Source organism: Arsenicicoccus bolidensis DSM 15745, from assembly GCF_000426385.1.
Classification (GTDB): Bacteria; Actinomycetota; Actinomycetes; order Actinomycetales; family Dermatophilaceae; genus Arsenicicoccus; species Arsenicicoccus bolidensis.
Genome location: NZ_AUFG01000011.1, coordinates 1 through 25172 on the forward strand (window position 1 = coordinate 1; position 25172 = coordinate 25172).

Here is a 25172-nt window from a genome sequence, read left to right on the forward strand (position 1 = left end):
GTCGAGGTCGAGGACGGCGATGAGGGTTCCGACGACTCGGGCTCCTCCGACGACACCGAGGGCTCGGACGACAGGCCGGCCTCGAAGGCCTCCGCCAAGAAGGCTCCGGCCAAGAAGTCCCCGGCCAAGAAGGCTGCTGCCAAGGACGCCGACCCGGCCGCCGCGGCCGACGCCGCCGCCGAGGGCTCCGAGGAGGAGGCCAAGCCGGCCAAGAAGGCTCCCGCCAAGAAGTCCCCGGCCAAGAAGACTGCTGCCAAGGACGCCGACGCGGCCGACGCCGCCGCCGAGGGCTCCGAGGAGGAGGCCAAGCCGGCCAAGAAGGCCTCCGCCAAGAAGGCTGCCGCCAAGGCCGACGAGACCGACGACGCCTCCGAGGGCAAGCCGGCCAAGAAGGCCCCCGCCAAGAAGGCTCCGGCCAAGAAGGCCGCCAAGGACGAGGACGCCGCGGACGCCTGATCCCGCACGCCCGCCTCGCGGGCCGCACTCCACGAGGAGCCCGTCACCGAGAGGTGGCGGGCTCCTCGCCGTCCCAGATCCCCCTCGGTCCCGCCTCGGCAGCGCACCGTCGCGTGGCTCCCTCGCCGGGCGAGGCGGTGTGCGCTCACGGCGAACACGCGCCCCGGCGGGAAGGGTGTGTCGGCGCCGGGCGTTAGTGTCATCAGCAAGCGACGCTCCAGGCCGGTCCACCGGCCGGGCGCCACCCCAGTGCGACAGAGAGATGAGACTCACGGTGAGCCAGAGCAACGTCCCCGCGACCCCGGTCGCAGCGGCCGCGCCCCAGGGCGGTCTCGACGACCACATCTACCAGCGGCTCCTCAAGGACCGCATCATCTTCCTCGGCTCGGACGTCCGCGACGACAACGCCAACGCGATCTGCGCCCAGCTCCTCCTGCTCTCGGCCGAGGACCCCGACAAGGACATCTGGCTCTACATCAACAGCCCCGGCGGCTCGGTGACGGCCGGCATGGCGATCTTCGACACCATGCAGTGGATCCCCAACGACGTCTGCACCGTCGCGATGGGCATGGCCGCCTCCATGGGCCAGTTCCTGCTCTCCGCGGGGGCCAAGGGCAAGCGCTACGCCACCCCGCACGCCCGCATCCTGATGCACCAGCCCCTCGGGGGCATCGGCGGCACCGCCACGGACGTCAAGATCCAGGCCGAGCTGCTGCTCGCGATGAAGAAGGAGATGGCCGAGCTCATCTCCGAGCACACCGGCCAGCCGGTGGACAAGATCACGGCCGACTCCGACCGCGACCGCTGGTTCACCGCGGCCCAGGCCAAGGACTACGGCTTCGTCGACCACGTCTTCGAGCGCGCCATCCAGACGCCCGGCAGCGGCGGCACGGACGCCTGATCGCCATACCGACAAGACCCACTCGGAGACCCAGATGATCCAGCACCCCCAGCCCATGCACGGCGCGGCCGGCCAGCCCGGTGCCGTCATGCCCACCAGCCGCTACATCCTGCCGCAGTTCGAGGAGCGCACCTCCTACGGCATGAAGCGCACCGACCCCTACACCAAGCTCTTCGAGGACCGCATCATCTTCCTCGGCGTGCAGGTGGACGACGCGTCGGCCGACGACATCATCGCCCAGCTGATCGTGCTCGAGTCCCAGGACCCGGACCGCGACATCACGATGTACATCAACAGCCCCGGTGGCTCGTTCACGGCGATGACCGCGATCTACGACACCATGCAGTACATCCGCCCCGACGTGCAGACCTTCGTCGTGGGCCAGGCCGCCTCGGCCGCGGCCGTGCTCCTCGCCGCCGGTGCGCCGGACAAGCGCTACGCCCTGCCCAACGCCCGCGTCCTGATCCACCAGCCGGCCGTGGAGGGTGGCGGTGGCCAGGCCAGCGACATCGAGATCCAGGCCAACGAGATCTTCCGCATGCGGACCTGGCTCGAGGAGACGCTGGCGCAGCACTCCGGCCGCACCCCCGAGCAGGTGCGCGACGACATCGAGCGCGACAAGATCCTGTCCGCCGCGGCGGCCAAGGACTACGGCCTGATCGACGCCGTCCTGACCAGCCGCAAGGCCACGCTGGACTGAGCTGGACCAGCCCTCGGGCTGCCCGACCGGCGACGCCGGACGGGCAGCCCGAGGCGCGACCGGGGCATTCTGCTGTCGGCTGAACTCCCGGGGCCCTGCCGTGACGCGCAGGGGATAACAGGTGCTGGGGCGGGTCGTCCCAGGTACCGTCCTAGAAGACGACGCTCGCGCGTCGGCGGTCCAGGACCGGCCCGGACGGGGCGGTCTCGCACAGGTGGAGGTGGCAGATGGCACGCATCGGCGACGGTGGAGACCTGCTGAAGTGTTCCTTCTGCGGCAAGTCGCAGAAGCAGGTCAAGAAGCTCATCGCGGGCCCGGGTGTCTACATCTGCGACGAGTGCATCGACCTGTGCAACGAGATCATCGAGGAGGAGCTGTCCGAGGCTCCTGACTCCGGTCTCGACGAGCTGCCCAAGCCCCGCGACATCTTCACCTTCCTGGAGTCCTACGTCATCGGCCAGGAGGATGCGAAGCGTTCCCTCGCGGTCGCCGTCTACAACCACTACAAGCGCATCAACGCCGGGGCGGCCGGGTCCGCCACCGGGCCGTCGGCCACCAAGCGCGGCGACGAGCAGGTGGACATCGCCAAGTCCAACATCCTGATGATCGGCCCCACCGGCTGCGGCAAGACCTACCTCGCCCAGACCCTGGCGCGCATGCTCAACGTGCCCTTCGCCATCGCGGACGCGACGGCCCTGACCGAGGCCGGCTACGTGGGCGAGGACGTCGAGAACATCCTCCTCAAGCTCATCCAGGCCGCCGACTACGACGTCAAGAAGGCCGAGACGGGCATCATCTACATCGACGAGATCGACAAGATTGCCCGCAAGTCGGAGAACCCCTCGATCACCCGTGACGTGTCGGGCGAGGGCGTGCAGCAGGCGCTGCTCAAGATCCTCGAGGGCACCACGGCGAGCGTGCCGCCCCAGGGCGGGCGCAAGCACCCGCACCAGGAGTTCATCCAGATCGACACCACCAACGTGCTGTTCATCGTCGGTGGCGCCTTCGCCGGCCTGGAGCAGATCATCACGGCCCGGGCCGGCAAGCGTGGCCTCGGTTTCGGGGCGTCGATCGCCGCCCAGCGCGAGGCCGGGGCGCCGCGGTTCGCCGACCTGCAGCCGGACGACCTGATGAAGTTCGGCCTCATCCCCGAGTTCATCGGCCGCCTGCCCGTCGTGGCCACGGTCGACGAGCTCGACCGGTCCGCCCTCGTGCGGATCCTGACCGAGCCGCGCAACGCCCTGGTCAAGCAGTACCGCAAGATGCTGGACATCGACGGCGTGGAGCTGTCCTTCACCCAGGAGGCCATCGACGCGATCGCCGACAAGGCCATCGCCCGGGGGATCGGCGCCCGCGGGCTGCGCGCGATCATGGAGGAGATCCTCCTGCCGGTCATGTTCGACGTGCCCTCCGACGACGACATCGTCGAGGTCTCCGTCACCCGCGAGACCGTCGAGGAGGGTGCCACGCCCGTCGTGGTCCGCGCGACCGACAAGCGCCGCAAGGAATCCGCCTGACCGGCAGACCAGCCGGTATGACGGTCGCCCGGCCCGGGGCGGCCGACCTCCTCTAGCGCGACCGGTTGCTGGTCGTCATCCAGGCCACGGCAGCCACCCCCAGCACGGCAGCAGCGACGACGGCGACGGGCGCGACCGGCAGGAAGGACCTCGCCAGCAGGCCCAGCCCCCACGTGATCGCCGCCACGGCCGTCAGCGCGACGCAGCGCTCGGCGTAGCGCCGCACCAGGCGGGGGTCCAGCCGCGCCGGGCTCGGCGCGGTCGTCGACGCGGCCACGCAGGCCACGTGCACCACCACGAGTCCCGCCACCAGCAGCACCACCGGCGACGCCGGGTCCTGCGGTGCGACGAGCAGGTAGGCCGCAAGCGACGCCAGCGCCACGGGTCCACCGGCGGGCTCCGGACGGGCGGCCGCGATCACCGCAGCCAGGACCACCAGCGTGAAGCCCACCGGTGACAGCTGGTGGGCGCTCGCGGCGACGAGGGGGACGACCCAGGCGCACAGCATCCCCAGCAGGCGGACCGCGAGCTGGGACCCGGAGGTGGATCGCGCCTCGACGAGCCAGCGGGTGAGGACGCGCTCGATCCCGGTCGCGCCCGTCGTCCCCCTCGCGGCCCGCGCGACCCTCGTGCCCCGCGCGCCTCTGGTAGCCCTCGTGCCGCTCATGCCCTGGCTCGTTCGTGACGGGCCTGCAGCCGGCGAAGCAGCTCCTCGACGGAGGAGGCGTCCTGCCAGGCGACGACGGGGATGCCCTCGTGCTCGAGCAGGTCTGCCGTGCGGCGGCGTTCGAGGGTGAGGAGGCGCCAGGCGATCGTCTCGACGTCCTCGTCGACCACCGTGGCGGTGGGGGTGACGTCGATGCACGCCACGTCCAGCCCGCGGCTCGAGAGGGCGACCACGGCGTCGACCACGACGCGCGAGGTGAGCGGGGTGAGGGCCAGCAGCAGCGATCCGGGCGTGAGGCCCAGGCTCAGCTGTTGCACGTCGGGCTGACGGTCGCTGGCGGGGTCGACGGTGGCGAGGGCGCCGAGCAGTCTCTGCAGGTGGCGGCGGCCGGTCCCGGCGGGGACGGGCAGGACACCGGTGTCGCCGAGCACGCGCAGCCCCACGCGGTCCCCGGCCGTCGTGAAGTGCCCGGCGACGTGGGCCGCGGCCTGCACCGCCGCCTCCACGCTGCTCGGGACGCCGGGGTCGGCGTGCGGGATGTCGCTGAGCACGTCGACCAGGAGCATGACCTGGGCGTCCTGCTCGGCATACATGGTCCGGACGTGCAGGCTGCCGGTGCGGGCGGAGGTCGGCCAGTGGATGCGCCGGATCCGGTCGCCGGGGCGGAAGGCCCGGATCTCGGCGAACTCCGAGCCCTCGCCGGCGCGCCGGGACAGGTGGCGGCCGAGCTGCTGGGCGGGCCGCAGCTGGTCCGACCGGAGCGGAAGCCGTTGGGGTGAGGGCAGGGCGAGCAGCGGGTGGCCCTCGCCGGCCCGGAACCGGCTGGAGTGCGCGCCCCAGGCGGACGACAGGCGCACCTCGCCGCGGCCGACCGAGTGCCGCCCCCAGACCTCGGGCGACACCAGCTGCTCGCCGTGGTGCTGATCGCCGTCGAGCAGGGTGCTGGTGGCGCCGTGGGGCACCTCGGGCCGCAGCCGGTCGCTCGGCGCCAGGTCGACGCCCAGGGCCTCCGCGCGGGGGTCGTGCGCCACGTCCACGGTGACGGTGGTCGTGGAGCCCTCGCGCAGGCGGTCCGACCGGACGCCGGTCCGCAGCAGGCTGGGTCGCTCGGGCCGGCCCAGCGCGCCCAGGACGGCGACGACGAGCAGCGGTATGGCGACCACGAGCAGGTCCGTCCGGTGACCCAGCACGGCGGCGACCGCCAGGGCCACCCCCACCCCCACGACGGCGAGGTGGTGCGGCGTCGCCGACCAGGCCGCCTGCCGGGCCGCGGCGTCGGGGCGGCCGCCCCGGGCGGGTGCCGTCATCGGCCGTGGCCACCGGTGAGGGCGGCGGGCGTGGGCACGGTGTCGAGCAGGGACCGCACGATGGTGGCGCCGGACACCTGCGTCATCCACAGCTCGGGCTTGATGGTGAGGCGGTGCGCGAGGGCGGGGACGGCGACGTGCTTGACGTCCTCCGGCGTGACGTAGTCCCGGCCCTGCACCACGGCATACGCGCGGGCCACCGTCACGAGCGCCAGCGAGCCGCGGGGAGAGCTGCCGACCTGGACCGACCCGTGCCGGCGTGTGGCACCGACCAGGTCGACGCAGTAGTCGACGACCGAGGGGTCGACCTCGACGAGCTCGACCGCGCGCTGGGCGTCGAGCAGCTCGCCCGGCGCGAGGACCTGCTCGACCTGCTGCTCCTCGGCCCGGCGTCCGAGCCGGCGCCGCACGACCTCGGCCTCCTCCTCGGGCGTCGGGTAGCCGAAGGACACCCGCAGCAGGAACCGGTCGAGCTGGGCCTCGGGGAGGGGATAGGTGCCCTCGTGCTCGACCGGGTTGGCGGTCGCGAGCACGTGGAACGGCGCCGCCAGGGGAAAGGTCCGCCCCTCCACCGTGATCTGGCGCTCCTGCATCGCCTCGAGCAGCGCCGCCTGGGTCTTGGGCGGGGTCCGGTTGATCTCGTCGGCGAGCAGCAGCCCGGTGAACAGCGGCCCCTCGCGGAACTCGAACTCGTGGGTGGCCTGGTTGTAGAGGAAGGAGCCCGTCAGGTCCGAGGGCAGCAGGTCGGGGGTGAACTGGGCGCGGGTGAAGGTCAGGCCCAGCGCCTGCGCGAACGAGCGCCCGGCCAGCGTCTTGCCGAGGCCGGGGTAGTCCTCGAGCAGCACGTGGCCGCCCGCGAGGATGCCGGCGAGGACGAGCTCGAGGCCCGCTCGCTTGCCGACGACGGCGGTCTCGACCGCGTCGAGGACCCGGGCGCACGTGAGCGTGACGCCGGTCGGGCGGGAGGCGTTGCTGCTCATAGGTTCTCGATCCTCGCGATCAGGCTGGTGAGCGCTCCCTGCGAGCGCGGAGGGGTCTGGGGGTGCTCGACCAGGCGGGAGAGCTCGGGGCCGAGCAGCTCCCTGGCGCGGTCGGGGTCGGTGGCGCGGTCCACGCCGTGGTGGGTGAGGAGCCGGTGGTCGACCAGGTCGATCAGCAGCGGCGACAGCGTGCGCTCCCAGGTGCGGCCGTCGCGCAGGCCGTGGACCGCCCAGGTGAGGGCGCTGAGCCGCCGGTCGTGGGTGAGGGTGTGCCGGACCTCCCGGTCGCGGGCCCACGGCGCGGACCAGCCGGCGCGTTCGGCGCGCGCCCGGTCCGCGAGGCGCCACCAGGTGGCCAGGACCGCCGCGATGGCGGCGGGCACGACGACGGGGTGGAGGCGCAGGCCGAGCAGGGATGCGCCGCCCAGGACCACGAGGCACAGGACGAGTCCCACCAGGACCCAGCGGGTCAGGGTGCGGCGGGTCAGGGTGCGGCGGGTCAGGGTGCGGCTCATGGGCGCTCCTCGTCGCGGGCCGCTGCTGTGCTCGGGGCGGTCGCCGCGGTGCTGGTAGCGGTGCCACGGGCGAGGAGGGCGTCGTGGAGGCGGTCGAGCGCCATACCGGCGGAGCTCCGCAGCTCCTCGTCGACCTCGTGGCTGGAGAACCTCGCCTCGCGGTAGGCCTCCGCCAGGGCGGCGATCGCGTCCTCGGGCACGTGCTGCTCCGCCAGCACGCGGCGGGTGAACTCGGCGGACGTCTCGGCCTCGCGCCGGCTGCTGCCCGCGGCCGCGGCCAGTCGCTCGAGCTCGACCCAGCACGCGACGATGCCGTTGCGGGGCGTGCCGCCGGCCAGGGCGACGCGCTGCTGTCGGGCGGCCTCCTCGTCCAGGACAGGCTCGGGCACCAGGTCCGGACCCAGCGACGAGTCCTCCCGATCGTCGCGCGGCAGGGCCCGCAGCCGCCGGACCACCGTGCGCGCGACGACCACGGCGAGGACGAGCATCGCCGCGACGAGCAGCCAGGGGAGCCAGCCCGGCAGGCCGTCCCACCCGCCACCGCCCTGGGGCCGGACGGGGGTGGCCGGAGCGCTGCCGACCGCCGAGGCGGGCAGGGACCGTGGGTCCTGCACCTCGCGCTCGGGCGGTGCCGTGGGTGGGGGCCCCGACGTCACGAGGGCCGGGCCGCGCACCGTGGCCCAGACGAGCGCGGCGATCACCAGGGCCAGGGCGCCGGCCAGCAGCCCCGAGCGTCCACGCGTCCTCACCGTGCCTCCACCCCCGTCGGTCCGTGCTCAGTGACCAGGCCCAGTGCCCAGTGACCAGTGCTCAGTGATCCTGCCACGCCGGCCAGGCCGGGGGTGGGCACGGGGGCCCCGACGTGGTGAGGTGGTCCCATGGCTCCTGCCTTCTCCCTGCGCCGTGGTGTCCCGGCCCCACGGCAGTCGACGCCCACGACCTGTGGGTCGACCTGCCTGGTGGTGGCCCGCATGCTGACGGACCCGGCGTATGCCGAACGCGTGCGACGACGTGGCCTGGCCCCCGAGGAGCTGGTCGTCCGCAACCGCACCAACCGCCTGCTGGCGAGCCCCGTGTCCTGGCAGCTGCCGTGGCCGCGCGCGCTCGGGACGCCGCCGTGGGGCGCGGCGCGTGAGCTGGCCCGGGTGCTCGGGGTGGGTCGTCGGGCCGTGCGCTGGCGGGTCGTTCGCTGGTCCGGCCGAGCCGAGCGAGCGGAGCTCCTGCGCGCCTGGGAGACCTCCCTCGCCTCAGACTCACCGGCCTTGCTGTATGTCGGAAGCCGGTGGCTGCCTCGCCACGTGACGATGCTCGTGCCCGCCGCCGACGGTGCGGGGGTGGACGTCTTCGAGCCGTCCGTCGGCGAGCTGCTGGAGCTCGACCTGGCGTCCTTCGCCGACGGGCGGGTGTCGTTGGCCGGCTGGAGCACCCCCTGGCTGGTCGTGGGGCCGGTCGTCGGACGGGGAGGCTCGTCGTGACCGTGGCCCCCGCGACGGTGCTCGGCCTGCCCGTGGGCCTGGACCCTCGCACCCCGGTCGTCATCGGGGTGGGGGAGTGGAGCGAGCGGCTGGGTGACCCGGCCTACGCCGCGCTGTCGCCGGTGGAGCTGGCGGCCCGGGCCGTCGAGCAGGCCCTGGCGGACGCCGCTCCGGGCGTGGGGGCGCAGGCGTTGCGCCGTGCGGTCGGCGTGGTGGCCGACATCCCGCAGTTCGAGGTCTCGACTCCGGACGCCGTCGCGCCGCTGGGCCGCTCGGACAACGTGCCGCGATCGGTGGCCACGCGCACAGGACTGCGCCCGCGCCACGTCCTGACCGACGTGGCCGGCGGGCAGGGTCCGCAGCACCTCGTCACGGAGCTCGCCGCGAGCATCGCCCGCGGTGACTGCGAGCTCGCGGTGGCGTGCGGCGCCGAGGCGCTCTCGACCATGCGGCACCTGCTCTCACACCCCGCGGCCGAGCGTCCGAGCTGGTCCGAGACCGCGGGTGGTCAGCACGAGGGGCGCGGGCACGGCCTCGAGGGGCTGGTGGACTTCGACGACTCCGGCCAGATCGACGCCCCCCGCCTCTACGCGTTGCTCGAGCGGGCCCGGCAGCGCCGGCTGGCGCAGGCGGGGATGGACGACGCGGACTACCGACGCTCGATGGGCGAGCTGTTCGCGCCCTTCACCCGGGTCGCGGGCCACCACCCGCACGCAGCGCTGCGCGAGATCCTCTCTGCCGCAGACCTGCTCGCCGTGACGCCGCGCAACCGGATGGTGGCCGAGCCCTATCCCAAGCTCCTCGTCGCGCGCGACCTGGTCAACCAGGGCGCCGCCGTGATCGTCGCGTCGATCGAGCGCGCCGCGAGCCTCGGTGTGCCGCGAGACCGTTGGGTCTATCTGCACGGGCACTGCGACACGGTCGAGCGGCCCCTGCTGGAGCGACCGGACCTCGGCGCCTACCCGGCCGGCGCCGCCGCGGTCCGGTCCGCCCTGGAGGTGGCGGGGACCGGCCTGGACGAGGTGCGCCACCTCGATCTCTACTCCTGCTTCCCCGTCGCCGTGTCGTCGGTGTGCGACGGGATCGGCCTCGCCCCGGACGACCCGCGCGGGCTCACGCTGACCGGCGGGCTCCCCTACTTCGGCGGCCCTGGCAACGACTACACCATGCACGCCATCGCCGAGGCCGTGCGCCGGTTGCGCTGCGCCCCAGGGGACTTCGCGCTCACCACCGGCAACGGCGGAGTGCTGTCGAAGTACTCGGTCGGGCTGTGGTCGACCACCCCACGGGCCTGGCGACCGGGCGAGTCGGGCGCCGTGCAGCGCCGGCTCGACGCCGCGCCGACCGTGCCACACCGCGCCCCGGGGCAGCACACCGCCCTGACGTCGGGCGCCGGCATACGGGACGGCCTGGAGACCTGGACGGTCACGCACGCCAAGGACGGGGCGCGCGAGGCGACCCTCGTGGTCCGCGACGCCGACGGGGTGCGCTCGATGCACCGAACCAGCGACCCTGCGGTCCTGGCCGAGCTGACTGAGCTGGCTGAGCTGCCTGAGCTGGCTGAGCTGGCTGAGCTGACGGACCTGACCGCGCCTCCCTCCACCGCCGAGTGGTCAGTTCCGGACGTCGGGAACTGACCACTCGGCGGTGGGGAGGGCGCGCAGCGTGGCTCCGGACGCGCGGGGTCAGGCCTTCGGGCGCTTCTCGGCGGGGATCAGCTCGACGTCGCTCACCGCGAGCGCCTCGCCCTCGCCGTAGGTCAGGCCGCTGATGTTGCCGGTGGCGCGCAGGTCGGCCTCCGCGAGGCGCAGCTGCTCGACCTGGGCGGCCGGCGCGGTCAGCGTCATCGCGGTGATCTCGCTGCGCATGCCCACCTTGGCCTCGGACTTGGCCTTGCGGACGCCCACCAGCGCGGCGGAGACGGTGCCGAGCAGCGACGAGTCGCCCTGGGCCGCAACAGTGCTCAGCTCGTCAGCGGTCGGCCACGGCTGACGGTGCACCGTGCCCTCGCGGAACCAGCTCCACACCTCCTCGGTGGCGTAGACGAGGACGGGGGCGAACAGGCGCAGCAGCACGTCGAGCGCGATGCGCAGCGCGGCGCGCGCGGACGCGGAGCCCTCCTCCCCGCGGCCACCGTGGGCACGGTCCTTGACCAGCTCGATGTAGTCGTCGCAGAAGGTCCAGAAGAAGGTCTCGGTGGCCTCCAGGGCGCGGGTGTAGTCCATCGCCTGGTAGCCCGCGGTCGCGGTCTCGACGACCTCGGCCAGGGACGCCAGCATCGCCCGGTCCAGCGGCTCGGTCACCTGCTCGGTCAGGTCGCCGGAGACCTCGCCGAAGGACAGCGCGAACTTGCTGGCGTTGAGCAGCTTGATGGCCAGGCGGCGGCCGACCTTCATCTGCGCCTCGTCCAGCGCCGTGTCCGTCCCGAGGCGAGCAGCCCCGGCCCAGTAGCGGATCGCGTCGGTCCCGTGCTGCTTGAGCAGGTCGATGGGCGTGGTGGCGTTGCCCTTGGACTTGCTCATCTTCTTGCGGTCGGGGTCGAGGATCCAGCCGTTGACGGTCGCGTCGGTCCACGGCAGCGAGCCGTGCTCCAGGTGGGCGCGCACCATCGTCGCGAACAGCCAGGTCCGGATGATGTCGTGCCCCTGGGGACGCTGGTCGAAGGGGAAGATCTTGGCGAACAGCTCGGGGTCCGAGCCCTGCCCGCCCGCGCGCCAGCCCGCAGCGATCTGCGGGGTCAGCGAGGAGGTCGCCCACGTGTCCATGACGTCCGCGTCGCCGACGAAGCCACCGGCCTGGCCGCGCTGGGACTCGTCATACCCCGGGGCCGGCTGCGAGGCCGGGTCGACCGGCAGCTGCTCCTCGGTCGGGACGATCCGCTCCTCCCAGCGGACCTCGCCCTGCTCGTCCACGCGATACCACACGGGGATCGGCACGCCGAAGAAGCGCTGCCGCGAGATCAGCCAGTCGCCGTTGAGGCCGCCGACCCAGTTGTCATAGCGGGACCGCATGTAGGACGGGTGGAAGTCGAGCTCGCGCCCCCGCGCCCGCATCGCCTCGCGCAGGTCCTCGTCACGACCGCCGTTGCGGATGTACCACTGGCGGGAGGTCACGATCTCGAGGGGCTTGTCCCCCTTCTCGAAGAAGTTGGCCTTGCGCTGGGTCTTGGTGGGCTCACCGTCCAGGTCGCCGGAGCCGCGCAGCGCGTTGACCACGGCCTCCCGGGCGGAGTGCGTGGTCTTGGTGGCCATCTCGGAGTAGATCTCGCGACCGGTCTCGGACCTGATCCAGTCCGGGGTCTCCGCCTGGATGCGGCCGTTGCGGGTGATGACCGAGCGCATGGGCAGCTGCAGCTCGCGCCACCACTGCACGTCGGTCAGGTCGCCGAAGGTGCAGCACATGGCGATGCCGGCGCCCTTGTCCATCTCGGCGGCCGGGTGCGCCAGGACGGGCACCTCGACCTCGAAGAGCGGGGAGCGCACCGTGGACCCGAACAGGCCCCGGTAGCGCTCGTCGTCCGGGTGCGCGATCAGGGCGACGCAGGCCGGGAGCAGCTCGGGACGGGTGGTCTCGATGTAGACCTTGCCGCCGTCGGGAGCGTGGAAAGACACGCGGTGGTAGGCGCCCGGGTAGTCGCGCGCCTCGAGCTCGGCCTGGGCGACGGCGGACTGGAAGGTCACGTCCCACAGCCCCGGCGCCTCGGCCTGGTAGGCCTCTCCGCGAGCGAGGTTGCGCAGGAAGGCCTGCTGGGCGGTGGCGCGCGAGTGGTCGTCGATCGTGCGGTACTGCACGTCCCAGTCGAGGGACAGGCCGAGGTAGCGGAAGGTGTCCTCGAAGGTCACCTCGTCCTTGACCGTGAGGATGTCGCACAGCTCGATGAAGTTGGCCCGGCTGATCGGGACCTGGTCGGCGGCCTTGACCGACTTGCCGTCGGCACCCTCGTGCGGCGGCCGGAACTGCGGGTCGTGGTGCAGGGTCGCGTCGCCACGGACCCCGTAGTAGTTCTGCACGCGGCGCTCGGTCGGCAGGCCGTTGTCGTCCCACCCGATCGGGTAGAACACCTCGAAGCCCGCCATCCGCTTGTAGCGCGCGATGCAGTCGGCCTGCGTGTAGCCGAAGACGTGGCCGATGTGCAGCGAGCCCGACGCGGTGGGCGGGGGCGTGTCGATCGCCCAGATCTGCTCGCGGGGCAGCTCCATCGCCCGGGCCTTGTCGAAGCGGTAGGTCCCCTGGTCACGCCATACCTGCGTCCACTTGTCCTCCAGGCCGTCGAGCGACGGCTTGTCCGGGACGTGGGTGCGGGGCGTGTCGGTCGTCATACGCGCGATCATCCCAGAGCGCGAGCACGGACGGCCAATCCGCTCGCGGCCGGGGCCGTCGTCCTCGGGCAGGGGTGACCGACCGGTAGGGTCCGTGCCATGGCGAGCTTCTGGCAGATGCTGCGGCACGACCCCGTCTACACCCCCGTCGTGGAGGCGTTCAAGGGGGTCTTCGCCCTGCAGGGGCTGCGCTTCCGGATCACGGGGGAGGACAACGTCCCCAGCGAGGGTCCCGCGGTGATGATGATCAACCACACCGGCTACTTCGACTTCACGTATGCCGGTCTGGCGGCTCTCCCGTCGCGTCGCCTCGTCCGGTTCATGGCCAAGGAGAGCGTGTTCCGCCACCCGGTGAGCGGTCCGCTGCTGCGCGGCATGCGGCACATCTCGGTCGACCGCTCCGCCGGGGCCGCGTCCTACGAGACCGCCCTCGACGCCCTGCGCTCCGGCGAGATCGTCGGCGTCTTCCCCGAGGCGACGATCTCGATGTCCTTCGAGCCCAAGGCGTTCAAGACCGGGGGAGTGCGCATGGCCCAGGCCACGGGCGCGCCCGTGCTGCCCGTCGCGATCTGGGGCTCGCAGCGCGTCTGGACCAAGGGTCACCCCAAGCGGCTCGGCCGCAGCAACGTGCCCATCGGGATCACGGTGGGGGAGCCGATCCGGGTCCGTCCCGAGGACGACGTCGTCGAGGTGACGGCGCACGTGCGCGAGACGATCACGCGGATGCTCCACGCGCTGCAGGACGCCTACCCGCCCGTGCCGGAGGCCGAGCAGCACCTGGTGCCGGTCCGCCTCGGCGGGTCGGCGCCGACGCCCGAGGAGGCGGCGGTGCTCGAGGCGCAGCTGCGCGCCAAGGGCGTCCAGGGCTGACCTACCTCAGGTCGTCACATCCGCCCGGGTCAGCCCGTTAGCGCCTCGGCGACGAGAGACGCCTCGGCGGCCATGCCGGCAGCGGTGGGGTGGAGGAAGCCGTTGGGATCCCGTTCGGGCACACCAGGCCGCAGTGGATCCTCCCGCACGGGGGCGTGATGACCGTCGACGGGGAGCAGCGCCGGGTGTGGGCCGACTACGCCTGAACCTACCGCCGGTAGGTCCATCAGCCTGGCGTACGAAGGCCGGTCGATGCCTTTACCGGGGGCGGGATCATCAGCCTGGCGTACGAAGGCCGGTCGATGCCTTTACCGGGGGCGGGTCAGACGGCGAAGCCGAGGTGGGCGAGGGCCTGCCGCAGCAGGGTCGCGTGGCCCCGCCCCATCTCCTCGCCGACGGCGCGGCTGCACGCCTCGCGCGGCGTCAGCCAGGCCAGGTCCAGGGCATCCTGGGACGGCGCGCAGTCACCGGCCACGGGCACGACGTAGCCCAGCGCCACGGCGTGCTGCCGCGGGTCGTGGAACGGCGTGACCCCCGGGGTGGGGAAGTACTCCGAGACCGTGAACGGCTGGGGGCTGACCGGGATCCGTGGCATGGCGAGGGGCCCGAGGTCCTTCTCGATGTGCCGGATCAGCGCGTCGCGCAGCCGCTCGTGATAGAGCACGCGTCCGCTCACCAGCTCGCGCGCCATCTCGCCGTTGCCGGACACCCGCAGCAGGGTGCCGACGTGGGTGACCTCGCCCCGGTCGTCGACGCGCACGGGCACGACGTCGACGTAGAGGATGGGCAACCGCTCCCGCGCCTGCTCGAGGGACTCGTGGCTGAGCCAGGCGGCCGAGGCGTCGACGTCCATGGGGTTCATGCCGTCATTCCATCACGCGAGGGACGGTGCGGCGCGGGAGCGTTCATCGGCGTCGCGGGCCACAGGACGCGACCGGGGTTCATGATCCCCAGCGGGTCGAAGAAGGCCTTGAGGCCGCGCTGGCGCTCGATCTCGGCGGTCCCGAGCTCGCGCTCCAGCCAGTCGCTCTTGAGGATGCCGACGCCGTGCTCGCCGGTGATGGTGCCGCCCAGGCGCAGGGCCTCGTCGACGAGGTCGGTGACCGCGTCGTGGGCGCGGCGCACCGCGTCGGGGTCGGTCGGGTCGAAGTAGACCGTCGGGTGCAGGTTGCCGTCGCCGCCGTGCCCCGCGGTGACGATGCGGGTGCCGTGGCGCTCGCCCACGGCATACCCCTGCTCGATGAACTCGGCCAGGTGCCTGACCGGCACGCACATGTCCTCGGTGAGGTTGTGGCCCAGGCCGTCCAGCGCGGGGGAGATGACCCGGCGCCCGGCCATGAGGGTGTCGGACTCCTCGCGGGACCCCGACACCGACACGGACGTGGCCCCGGCGTCCGCGCACACCGCGGCATAGCGCGCCGCGTCCTCGGCGGCGTGGCCCGGGCGGTCGGACTGGACGAGCAGCGCTGCCTGCACCCCCGCCGGGAAGCCGTAGTCGCCGCTGCCGACGTGCTCGCCATACGCCCGGATGGCACCCACCGTGGGGCCGTCCATGATCTCGAGCAGGTTGGGTCGGTGGCGCTCGCGGCGCAGCGCCACGATGGCCTCGCACCCCTCCCGCAGCGTCGGGAAGGTCGCCAGCACGGTGGTCGGGTCGTCCGGCCGCGGGACGAGGCGCGCCCACACCCTGGTCACCACGCCGAGGCAGCCCTCGGACCCCACGAACAGGCCGGTCAGGTCCAGCCCCGCCACCCCCTTGGCGGTCCGGTGGCCGGTGCGGATCACCTCGCCCCCGGGCAGGACCACCTCGAGAGCTCGTATGGCGTCGCTGGTGGCGCCGTACTTGAGGCAGCACAGCCCGCCGGCGTTGGTCGCGACGTTGCCCCCGATCGTCGAGATCGCCACCGAGGCCGGGTCAGGGCCGTAGTGCAGGCCCACGCCCGACGCCGCGGCCTTGAGGTCGGAGGTGATGACGCCCGCCTGCACGAGCGCCAGGCCCTCCACCTCGTCGACGTCCTCGATGGTCGCCATCGCCTCGAGGTTGAGGGCGAGGCCTCCCTCGAGCGGGACCGCTCCGCCGGCCAGGCCCGTGCGGGCGCCCTGCGGCACCACGGGGATCCGCTCGGCCGCCGCCCAGCGCAGCGCCTCGACCACGTCGCCCGTGTCACGGGCCCGCACGAGCGTGAAGTCCCGCGGCTCGGGGATGCCCAGCGCCGCGTCGAGGGCGTGCCTCGACAGGGTGGCGGGATCGGTGAGGGCCGCCGCCTGCAGGGCGGGCGGGACGAGACGGTGGGCGGTAATCGTCATACGAGTGATCGTAGGCGGAGCCCGGGTGTCGACGTCCAGAGGGGCTCGGGCAGGCTAGGACCATGAACGTCATCAGCACCGCTCAGATGAAGTCCCTGCTCGAGCGCGCCCCCGAGAACCCCCGGGTCGTCGCCACCGGCAACCACGTGCCGCCCTGGGCGCTGCTCGAGGTCGTCGACGAGGCCCTGCCGACCTACCGCCTCAACATGCTCAACGCGCCGGCGGGCATCTCCACCCGCGAGGGCGTCCAGCACGAGTCCTGCTTCGTCGGGGTGGGGATGCGCAAGCTGCCGACCCTGCACTACACACCGACGCGACTGTCCTTGGTGCCCATGCTGTTCCGCACGACCCTGGCGCCGGACATCGTCGCCGTGCACGTGAGCGCCCCCATCGGTGGCAAGGTCTCGCTCGGCGTCGAGGTCAACGTCATGGTGGCCGCGATCGAGGCGGTCAAGGAGCGTGGCGGCATCCTGGTCGCCCAGATCAACAAGCACATGCCCTACACCTACGGCGACGGCGAGTTCCCCGTCGAGATCTTCGACGCCTTCATCGAGGCCGACGCGTCGATCGCCGCGGTCCAGGCGCAGGCCAAGCCCGACGACGCGACCGCCCTCATCGGCGAGCTCGTGTCCGGGCGCGTCGGCAACGGCGCCACCCTCCAGCTCGGCATCGGCGCGGTGCCCGACGCGACGCTCCCGGGCCTCGCCCGCCGGCACAACCTCGGCATCTGGACCGAGATGTTCTCTGACGGCGTGCTGCTGCTCGACCGCGTGGGGGCGCTGGACGAGATGCGGCCCATCGTCGCGTCGTTCGCGTTCGGCAGCGAGGCGCTCTACCAGTGGTGCCACCTCAACAACCGGATCATCATGCGCCGCACCGAGATCACCAACGACCCGGGACAGATCGCCAAGCAGCCGCAGATGACCTCGATCAACACGGCGCTGCAGGTCGACCTGCTCTCGCAGGCCAACGCCTCGCGCATCAAGGCGCGCATCCACTCCGGCTTCGGCGGGCAGACGGACTTCATCGTGGGGGCGCTGCACTCCAAGGGCGGCCAGGCCATGATGGCGCTCCGCTCCTGGCACCCCAAGGCCGACGTGTCGACGATCGTGCCCATGCTGACCGAGCCGACCACGTCCTTCCAGCACTCCGCGGTGATCACCGAGCAGGGCGTCGCGGAGGTCTTCGGCCACCCGGAGAAGGTCCAGGCCCGCAACATCATCGAGCAGGCCGCGCACCCGCAGGTCCGCGACTCCCTGTGGGAGGCGGCCCACGGCCTGGGCCTCGCCTGACCGGTCCTCGCCAGACCTGGCAGCTGCGCCCGGTCCTGGAGGTCCTGGCCACCAAGGTCGGCGCGGACGGGGCCACCGCCTACCCCCTGCGCCCCGACTGGCGTCCTTGAGCCGTATGCCGTCCCCGCGTGCGGGCGGACTCGCACGCACAACCAGACGAAGGCCCAGGACGCCACGCAGCTGCTGGGCGTTGTGCAGGTGAGTCCGCCGCACCCTGACGCCACGCGTCGGGCGTTGCTCAGAACGGCGGGTGGAGAGGCGGTGGCTGTCGTCGGTGCGGCGGTGGCGTGAGCTCCAGCCGCCGTGCCCACTCCGGCCACGCGAGGTCTGCACGCACCGAGAGGGTCGTCTCGGTGGTGGGCCCCACCGGTTCGGGAGCTTCCGCCTCGTCCGGCCCGTGTCGCCCGAGGCGGGCCAGCACCTCTGGCGCCGCGAGGCGTCTCACGTGACGGGCGAGGAGGTCCTCGGCGGGCGACAGGTCCGGCGGGCGGGGGACGGTCGGACCACCCGCACCGGGTGGAGGTGGTGGGACGGGTGAAGCTGATGGGACGGGCGAAGCTGATGGAACGGGTGAGGCCGATGGGCCGGGTGACGCGGATGGGCCGGGTGACGCGGATGGGCCGGGTGACGCGGATGGGCCGGGTGGGTCGTGGTGCAGCCAGGGCGAGGTGGTGATGGTCTGGCCCAGCCGGCTGACGAAGGTCACCTCGGCGTCGTCGCCCACGGCGTGCGACCAACGGCGTCGGGTCTTGCGCTGGTGGTGGGCCTTGCAGAGCGGGACGAGGTTGTCCGCGCAGGTCGACCCGCCCTGCTTGCCATAGGGGATCACGTGGTCGAGCTCGCACCGCGTCGCCGCCTGCTCGCACCCCGGGGCCCGGCAGGTGACGTCCCGGGCCAGCACGTCGTCCCGCATGCCCGCCGGGATGCGGTAGCCGCTGGCGGTCCGGTCCACCACGATGCCCGTCACCGGGTCGTGGACCAGCCGGTGCCAGACGGCCCCTGGGCGCAGGGCGATGTCCCGCGCGACCGAGGCGGGCAGCACACCGACACCGGGGATCTCGGCCGGCTCGTCCCGCAGCCCGAGCAGGGGCAGCAGCCCGACGTGGACGATGACGGTGGCCGCGACGGGTTCGCCCGTCAGCAGAGGTGATTCGTCCCACCCGCGGGTCAGCAGGTGGAGGGCGACGTCGGCCCGCAGCTGGTCGAGGGTGCGCTCGTCGCCGGCCCGCTTGGCGCGTCGGGCCAGGGTGTCGATCCGCTCGTGCGCCGCCACGACCTGGTCAGCGGGGCCGCTGATCCCCAGGTGGCCGACCCCGCGCTCGTCGAGGCTCGCGCGGACGCCGCGGTCCGCGAGGCGGGCGGCGCGCGCCTCCTCCGCGTCCGGCAGGGCGTCGACCTCGCGGGCCACCGCCGACCGCAGCCGCCGGCGGAACAGCGCGTGACCGACCACGGCGTCGGCGCTGCGATCGCACGCGTGCCGGCGGGCCTTGGGGCGCAGGACGTCGTCCACCACGCGCTCGGCGGCCTCGTCGGGGAGGCCGCTCGAGCGCACCTCGTCCACCACCGCCGTCGCCCGCTGCAGCGTCGCCGTCCCCGTGCGCATCGCCGTCAGCAGCCGCTCGCGCACCGCCGGGGGAGCGGTGACCACCCGTGCGCGGCGCTGGACCTCGTGGACGCCCAGCCCCGTCGCGGCCACGATCTCGTCGCCCGCCAGGACGCGCGCGTCCTCCAGGATCCGCGCCCGGGTGGACCGGCGCCCGAGGGACTGCTGCTCGACCTCGAGCTCGTCGGCGATCGCCGTGACGAGGCCTTCGTGGGCCACGAGGCTCTCGGCGCAGAGCAGCCCCACCGCGCGCTCCGCGGTGACCAGGCGTGCCAGCGTCGCTCGGGCGGGGGTGTCGGCGGCGAGAGCTGCCACCCCGGAACGGGCCTGCGCGACGGCATACGCCTCGGAGACGGTCGCGAGGAGGTCCTCGATCGCGGCGGTCACGGCGGGCGTGCGCCAGAGCTCCTCCAGATCGATCCGCCACCACCTCTGGTCACACGCCACGTCCTCGTCGACGAGCCAATTCTATTGCCGCGCAACACGATCCGATAGATGCAGCCGGGTGACAGTATTCGCACACAGTAGCGAAAAGTATGGATTCGAGGTGTGTCTGCGGTCTCCGATAGACTGGTCCCACAGACGTCTGAGCCGCTATCACCGGCGAGTCTCCGGAAGAACGACGCCCCGCCACCAGCAGAGCGCCTACTAGACCCGGACGGGCGGGCCCGTCACAGCCTTCGACCAGAGCGGTCGGCCGCGTTCGTCATACGAGCCCGTATGACGAGATCCCGCGACCGGCAAGCGAGGTGGCACCGCGGGAGCGCCGCACGGCGCGATCGTCCTCGTGATCAGCACCGTCCAGATCACCGTGACTCGTCCCCAGGGAGCCCCACCCATGACCTATCCCCAGGTCTCCACCGATCCGCAGCTGCCCGCCGCGCCGTCCGGCGTGGTCTCGAGCCCGCGCTTCCCGGAGATCGAGGAGCGCATCCTGCGCTACTGGGACCAGGACGGCACCTTCCAGGCGTCCGTGGCCAACCGCCCGGTGGGCGAGGACGGCGCCAACGAGTTCGTCTTCTACGACGGGCCACCGTTCGCCAACGGCCTGCCGCACTACGGCCACCTGCTGACGGGCTACGTCAAGGACATCGTCCCGCGCTACCAGACGATGCGCGGCCGGCACGTCGAGCGGCGCTTCGGCTGGGACACGCACGGCCTGCCCGCCGAGCTCGAGGCCATGCGCCAGCTCGGCATCAAGACCAAGGAAGAGATCGTCGAGCTCGGCATCGACGCGTTCAACGCCAAGTGCCGCGAGTCTGTGCTCACCTTCACCGACGAGTGGCAGGACTACGTCACCCGCCAGGCCCGCTGGGTCGACTTCGACAACGACTACAAGACGCTCAACCCGGAGTACATGGAGAGCGTCATCTGGGCGTTCAAGACGCTCTTCGACAAGGGGCTCGTCTACGAGGGCTTCCGCGTCCTGCCCTACTGCTGGAACGACCAGACCCCGCTGTCCAACCACGAGCTGCGCATGGACGACGACGTCTACCAGGTGCGCCAGGACCCGGCCGTGACGGTGGGCCTGCGGATCGAGGGCGACGGCCCGGACGACGACCTCGACGGGGCGCTCGCGGTCGTCTGGACCACCACGCCGTGGACCCTGCCGTCCAACCTCGCGATCATGGTCGGCGGCGACATCGACTACGTCGTGGTCGAGTCGGACGTGCCGACCGGGCGCAGCGAGCGCTACGTCTTCGCCGAGGCCCGGCTGGCGTCATACGCCCGGGAGCTGACCGGCGACCCCAAGGGAGACGTCGCGTCGCTGGTCGTCAAGCGGCTCAAGGGGTCCGAGCTCGCCGGGCACCGCTATCAGCCGCCGTTCTCCTACTACCTCGGGCACGACAACGCCTTCCGCATCGTCGAGGCGGAGTTCGTCACGACCACCGACGGCTCGGGGCTCGTGCACACCGCCGGCGCGTTCGGCGAGGACGACAAGGTCGTCACCGACCGCGAGGGCATCGAGGCCGTCATGCCCGTCGGCCCCGACGGCCAGTTCACCCACCCCGTCGTCGACTACGCCGGGATGCTCGTCTTCGACGCCAACCCGCACGTCATCGACCACCTCAAGGCCGCGACGCGCGGCGAGGGCGAGACCGGCTCGGTCACCGAGGGCACCGTCCTCGTGCGCCGCGAGACCTACGACCACTCCTACCCGCACTGCTGGCGCTGCCGGCAGCCCCTGATCTACAAGGGCGTGTCGAGCTGGTTCGTCGAGGTCACGAAGTTCAAGGACCGCATGCTCGAGCTCAACGAGCAGATCTCGTGGACCCCCGAGCACATCAAGCACGGTCAGTTCGGCAAGTGGCTGGAGAACGCCCGCGACTGGTCGATCACGCGTAACCGCTTCTGGGGCAGCCCCGTTCCCGTGTGGCGCTCCGACAACCCGGAGTACCCGCGCATCGACGTCTACGGGTCCTTCGAGGAGATCGAGCGCGACTTCGGGCGCGTCCCGCGCAACCACGAGGGCGACCCCGACCTGCACCGTCCCTTCGTGGACGAGCTGACCCGGCCCAACCCCGACGACCCCACGGGCCGCAGCACGATGCGCCGGGTCGAGGACGTCCTCGACGTGTGGTTCGACTCCGGGTCGATGAGCTTCGCCCAGGTGCACTATCCCTTCGAGAACGCCGAGTGGTTCGAGCACCACTTCCCGGGCGACTTCATCGTCGAGTACATCGGTCAGACCCGCGGCTGGTTCTACACGCTGCACGTACTGGCGACGGCGCTGTTCGACCGACCGGCGTTCTCCTCCTGCGTGTCCCACGGCATCGTGCTCGGCTCCGACGGCGCCAAGATGAGCAAGTCGCTGCGCAACTACCCCGACGTGTCGGAGGTGTTCGACCGGGACGGCGCCGACGCGATGCGCTGGTTCCTGATGTCCAGCCCGATCCTGCGCGGCGGCAACCTCATCGTCACCGAGAAGGGCATCCGCGACGGGGTCCGCCAGGTCCTCATCCCGCTGTGGAACACGTGGTACTTCTTCACGCTCTACGCCAACGCCTTCGACGGCGGGCGCGGCTACGAGGCGCGCTGGTCCACCGGCTCCACGGACCTGCTCGACCGCTACCTGCTGGCCAAGCTGCGGGAGTTCGTGGAGGCGATGCAACAGCAGATGGACGCGTATGACGTCGCGTCCGCCTGCGAGACCATGCGCGGCTTCCTGGACGTGCTGACGAACTGGTACGTCCGCCGCTCGCGGGAGCGCTTCTGGGACACCGGCGGGGCCGACCGCGAGGCGACCACGCAGGCGTTCGACACGCTCTACACCTGCCTCGAGGTCGTCACCCGCACCTGCGCGCCGCTGCTGCCGCTGGTCACCGAGGAGATCTGGCGCGGCCTCACCGGCGGCCGCTCGGTGCACCTGGCCGACTGGCCGGACGCCACGCAGCTGCCGAGCGACCACGAGCTGGTCGCGCGCATGGACCGCGCCCGGGACATCTGCTCGGTGGCGTCCTCGCTGCGCAAGGCCCAGAACCTCCGCGTCCGCCTGCCCCTCGCCGACCTCACCGTGGTCACCGAGGACGCCGCCGGTCTCGCCGCCTTCGCCGACATCGTCAAGGACGAGGTCAACGTCCGCGCGGTCACGCTGCGGGACGTGGGTGAGGTCAGCGAGGAGGACTTCGGCATCTCGCAGCGCCTCACCGTCAACGCGCGCGCGGCCGGTCCCCGGCTCGGCAAGGACGTGCAGCGCGCCATCAAGGGCTCGAAGTCCGGCGACTGGTCGGTCGTCGCCGACGGCGTCGTCACCGCCGGTGGGCTCGCGCTGCACGACGGCGAGTTCACGCTCGAGACGGTCAGCGCCGGCGACGGCCCGGACCACCACGCGACGGCCATGCTGCCCGGCGGCGGCTTCGTGGTCCTCGACACCGAGGTCACCCCCGAGCTCGCCCGCGAGGGCGTGGCCCGCGACCTCGTCCGCGCCGTCCAGCAGGCCCGTCGCGACGCCGGCTTCGAGGTGTCCGACCGGATCTCGTTGACGGTCACCGGCGCCCAGGAGGTCTACGACGCGACGGTCCACCACCAGGACCTGCTCGTCGAGGAGACCCTGGCCAGCCAGTTCGGCTCCGCGCCCAACCTGCTCGCGATCGACGGTGACGGCGTCACCGAGGTCGAGGTCGGCGACGGCTACCACGCACGCATCCTGGTGAAGAGGCTCTCGTGAACAACCACCGCCATGACGATCACGACGACGCCGAGGGGATGGACGGCCACGACGCCGTCGACCTCTCGGGCAACGAGGACCTCAACGAGCTGATGGGTCTGGACCCGCTGGGCCCGGGCGAGCGCGCCGTGGCCCGCAGCGGTCGCCCCGACGCCGCGCAGCGCGACGCCGCCGAGCGGCTCGCGACGGCCAAGCGGATGCGCGAGATCGAGCGGGACATCCTCGGGCGCATCCCCGAGAACGACGTCACCCCCTCGCTCGACCGCATCCAGGCGGTCATGGAGCTGCTCGGCGACCCGCAGCGGACGTTCCCGGTGATCCACCTGACGGGCACCAACGGCAAGACGAGCACCACCCGGCTGATCGAGACGCTGCTGACCGAGCACGGCCTGACGACAGGGCGATTCACGTCGCCGCACCTGCACGACATACGGGAGCGGATCGCCATCGGCGGTCAGCCGATCAGCCCGGAGCGCTTCGTCGCGGCCTACGACGACGTCCTGCCGTTCGTCGAGATGGTCGACGGGCGCAGCGTCGCCGAGGGCGGCCGGCCCATGGGCTACTTCGAGGTCATCGTGGCCGTCGCGTATGCCGCCTTCGCCGACGCACCCGTGGATGTCGCGGTCGTCGAGGTGGGGCTCGGCGGCAGCTGGGACGCCACCAACGTCGCCGACGGTCAGGTCAGCGTCATCACCCCGATCGGCATCGACCACCAGAAGTTCCTCGGCGACACCCTGGAGGACATCGCCTCCGAGAAGTCCGGGATCATCAAGGCGGGCGCCATCACCATCAGCGCCGAGCAGGAGCCCGAGGTCGTCGAGGTCCTGGTCGAGCGGGCCGAGCAGGTCGGCGCCCAGATCGCCTGGGCCGGGCAGGAGCTCGAGGTCGTCGCTCGCGACCAGGCGGTCGGGGGCCAGCTCCTCACGATCAAGGGGCTGGCGGGGGAGTACCCCGACATCCTCCTTCCCCTCTACGGCGAGCACATGGCGGGCAACGCCGCGCTGGCGGTGGCGGCGGTCGAGGCCTTCATCGGTGGGGGCGAGCAGGCGCTGGACCCCGAGGTCGTCCGCGCGGCCTTCGCCCGGGCCAGCTCGCCCGGGCGCCTGGAGATCGTGCGTCGCAGCCCCACCGTCATCGTGGACGCCGCGCACAACCCCCAGGGGGCCCGGTCGTTGCGCCTCGCGCTCAGCGACTCGTTCGCCTTCACCCGCCTCGTCGGGGTCCTCGCGATCCTCGAGGACAAGGACGTGCTCGGCATCCTCGAGGAGCTGGAGCCGGCCTTCGACGAGGTCGTCGTCACGCGCTCGACGTCACCACGGGCCCTCTCGCCGAGGGCCCTCGGACGGCTGGCCCGCGAGATCTTCGGCGACGACCGGGTCACGGTCGTCGAGTCCCTGCCGGACGCGCTCGAGCAGGCCGCGGCGCTCGCCGAGGCCGACGCCATGGCCGGCGGAGCCGGAGCCGGGGTCGTGGTCACCGGCTCGGTGACCACTGCCGCCGAGACCCGCATGCTCCTGGGGGTGACGAGCGCATGAAGGGTCTGATGCTCCACGGCGTCCCGCGTGCCCTCACCCGACGTCTGCTCTCCGCGGTCATCGCGTCCGAGTCGGTCGTCGTCTTCTTCGGCGCGCTGGTCGCGATGTCGCTGGACCGCGCCGAGGGAGGATCGGGCACGACCTGGCTGGTCGCCGGCTCGATCCTGGCGGTGCTGTGCATCGTCGACGCCGGGATGCTGCGTCGCCCCTGGGGCGTGACCCTCGGCTGGTTCCTGCACCTGGCCACGCTCGTGTCGGCGCTCGTGGTCCCGATGATGTTCTGGGTGTTCGTGATCTTCTGCGGCCTGTGGGTCGTCGCCCTGGTGCAGGGCCGCAAGATCGACGACCTCGCGGACGAGGCACGTCTCCGGCACGACGCCGAGCGCAGCACCGGCACCTCCGCCACCTGAGCCCGTCCGCACGCGTTCGCGGCGATCTCCCGCGTGCATGGCGGGTTCTGGCGCGCGTGGGTGCCCCCAGCCTGTGTGGCGTGCTGCAGCGCGCCACCGACGCCGGACGCCGCCACCGACGCCGGATGCCGCCACCGACGCCGGACGCCG

Annotated in this window: 19 protein-coding genes and 2 pseudogenes; 12 read left to right on the forward strand and 9 right to left on the reverse strand. The window is 72.4% G+C overall.

Annotation, left to right across the window (positions count from 1 at the left end; translation table 11 throughout):
- From K313_RS23900 to clpX, 4 genes and pseudogenes are all read left to right on the forward strand, one after another.
- Positions 1-456: pseudogene (locus tag K313_RS23900) on the forward strand (trigger factor); the annotation flags it as partial.
- A gap of 274 nt (positions 457-730) precedes the next feature.
- Complete coding sequence (locus tag K313_RS0107945) at positions 731-1357, forward strand: ATP-dependent Clp protease proteolytic subunit (RefSeq protein ID WP_029211168.1); 627 nt, start codon at positions 731-733, stop codon at positions 1355-1357.
- Positions 1358-1391: 34 nt separating this feature from the next.
- Positions 1392-2057: an ATP-dependent Clp protease proteolytic subunit gene (locus tag K313_RS0107950; RefSeq protein ID WP_029211169.1), complete on the forward strand. Its 666-nt coding sequence runs from the start codon at positions 1392-1394 to the stop codon at positions 2055-2057.
- Positions 2058-2284: 227 nt separating this feature from the next.
- Positions 2285-3574, forward strand: coding sequence for an ATP-dependent Clp protease ATP-binding subunit ClpX (gene clpX, locus K313_RS0107955; protein ID WP_029211170.1), 1290 nt, complete (start codon positions 2285-2287; stop codon positions 3572-3574).
- 52 nt (positions 3575-3626) lie between these two features.
- On the opposite strand, the gene K313_RS0107960 is transcribed toward clpX, so the two are convergent.
- The 5 genes from K313_RS0107960 to K313_RS22260 are packed head-to-tail and all read right to left on the reverse strand — an operon-like array spanning position 3627 to position 7792.
- Entirely contained in the window at positions 3627-4241 is a 615-nt protein-coding gene (locus K313_RS0107960) for a hypothetical protein (protein WP_029211171.1), read from the reverse strand.
- Positions 4238-5548, reverse strand: a complete 1311-nt coding sequence (locus tag K313_RS0107965) for a DUF58 domain-containing protein (RefSeq protein WP_029211172.1) — start codon at positions 5546-5548, stop codon at positions 4238-4240. Before K313_RS0107965 ends, K313_RS0107960 begins: the two co-directional genes overlap by 4 nt.
- On the reverse strand, positions 5545-6528 hold the full coding sequence (locus K313_RS0107970; protein ID WP_029211173.1) for an AAA family ATPase: 984 nt from the start codon (positions 6526-6528) through the stop codon (positions 5545-5547). Before K313_RS0107970 ends, K313_RS0107965 begins: the two co-directional genes overlap by 4 nt.
- Positions 6525-7043, reverse strand: a complete 519-nt coding sequence (locus K313_RS0107975; RefSeq protein WP_029211174.1) for a hypothetical protein — start codon at positions 7041-7043, stop codon at positions 6525-6527. Before K313_RS0107975 ends, K313_RS0107970 begins: the two co-directional genes overlap by 4 nt.
- Positions 7040-7792, reverse strand: a complete 753-nt coding sequence (locus K313_RS22260; RefSeq protein ID WP_029211175.1) for a DUF4129 domain-containing protein — start codon at positions 7790-7792, stop codon at positions 7040-7042. Before K313_RS22260 ends, K313_RS0107975 begins: the two co-directional genes overlap by 4 nt.
- A gap of 129 nt (positions 7793-7921) precedes the next feature.
- Here K313_RS22260 and K313_RS0107985 point away from each other — a divergent pair, with 129 nt between their 5' ends.
- Both K313_RS0107985 and K313_RS0107990 read left to right on the forward strand, forming a co-directional pair.
- Complete coding sequence (locus tag K313_RS0107985; RefSeq protein ID WP_029211176.1) at positions 7922-8518, forward strand: hypothetical protein; 597 nt, start codon at positions 7922-7924, stop codon at positions 8516-8518.
- Positions 8515-10155, forward strand: a complete 1641-nt coding sequence (locus tag K313_RS0107990; RefSeq protein ID WP_051274058.1) for a hypothetical protein — start codon at positions 8515-8517, stop codon at positions 10153-10155. The genes K313_RS0107985 and K313_RS0107990 overlap by 4 nt, the downstream gene beginning before the upstream one ends.
- Before the next feature lie 48 nt (positions 10156-10203).
- Here the strand turns inward: K313_RS0107990 and valS are convergent, their stop codons facing one another.
- Positions 10204-12837: a valine--tRNA ligase gene (gene valS / locus K313_RS0107995; RefSeq protein ID WP_029211178.1), complete on the reverse strand. Its 2634-nt coding sequence runs from the start codon at positions 12835-12837 to the stop codon at positions 10204-10206.
- Between the two features lie 99 nt (positions 12838-12936).
- On the opposite strand from valS, the gene K313_RS0108000 reads away from it, so the two are divergent.
- Both K313_RS0108000 and K313_RS23445 read left to right on the forward strand, forming a co-directional pair.
- Positions 12937-13707, forward strand: a complete 771-nt coding sequence (locus tag K313_RS0108000) for a lysophospholipid acyltransferase family protein (RefSeq protein WP_029211179.1) — start codon at positions 12937-12939, stop codon at positions 13705-13707.
- Between the two features lie 101 nt (positions 13708-13808).
- Positions 13809-13913, forward strand: a pseudogene (locus tag K313_RS23445) (LD-carboxypeptidase); the annotation flags it as partial.
- A gap of 116 nt (positions 13914-14029) precedes the next feature.
- On the opposite strand, the gene K313_RS0108010 reads toward K313_RS23445, so the two are convergent.
- Together K313_RS0108010 and K313_RS0108015 are read right to left on the reverse strand one after the other, a co-directional pair.
- Positions 14030-14569, reverse strand: coding sequence for a DUF4916 domain-containing protein (locus K313_RS0108010; RefSeq protein WP_029211180.1), 540 nt, complete (start codon positions 14567-14569; stop codon positions 14030-14032).
- A complete protein-coding gene (locus K313_RS0108015; protein ID WP_029211181.1) occupies positions 14566-16014 on the reverse strand; it encodes an FAD-binding oxidoreductase in 1449 nt (482 codons plus the stop codon). The genes K313_RS0108010 and K313_RS0108015 overlap by 4 nt, the downstream gene beginning before the upstream one ends.
- 62 nt (positions 16015-16076) lie before the next feature.
- On the opposite strand from K313_RS0108015, the gene K313_RS0108020 reads away from it, so the two are divergent.
- On the forward strand, positions 16077-17306 hold the full coding sequence (locus K313_RS0108020; protein ID WP_019284204.1) for an acetyl-CoA hydrolase/transferase family protein: 1230 nt from the start codon (positions 16077-16079) through the stop codon (positions 17304-17306).
- 238 nt (positions 17307-17544) lie between these two features.
- On the opposite strand, the gene K313_RS22265 is transcribed toward K313_RS0108020, so the two are convergent.
- Positions 17545-19356 (reverse strand): HNH endonuclease signature motif containing protein, encoded by a 1812-nt coding sequence (locus tag K313_RS22265; RefSeq protein WP_029211182.1) that lies wholly within the window; start codon positions 19354-19356, stop codon positions 17545-17547.
- Between the two features lie 391 nt (positions 19357-19747).
- On the opposite strand from K313_RS22265, the gene ileS reads away from it, so the two are divergent.
- The 3 genes from ileS to K313_RS0108045 all read left to right on the forward strand — a co-directional run bounded on the left by ileS (position 19748) and on the right by K313_RS0108045 (position 25022).
- On the forward strand, positions 19748-23077 hold the full coding sequence (gene ileS / locus K313_RS0108035) for an isoleucine--tRNA ligase (RefSeq protein WP_029211183.1): 3330 nt from the start codon (positions 19748-19750) through the stop codon (positions 23075-23077).
- 92 nt (positions 23078-23169) lie between these two features.
- Entirely contained in the window at positions 23170-24612 is a 1443-nt protein-coding gene (locus K313_RS0108040; protein WP_051274061.1) for a bifunctional folylpolyglutamate synthase/dihydrofolate synthase, read from the forward strand.
- Positions 24609-25022: a DUF4233 domain-containing protein gene (locus K313_RS0108045; protein ID WP_029211185.1), complete on the forward strand. Its 414-nt coding sequence runs from the start codon at positions 24609-24611 to the stop codon at positions 25020-25022. Before K313_RS0108040 ends, K313_RS0108045 begins: the two co-directional genes overlap by 4 nt.
- Positions 25023-25172 lie beyond the last annotated feature (150 nt).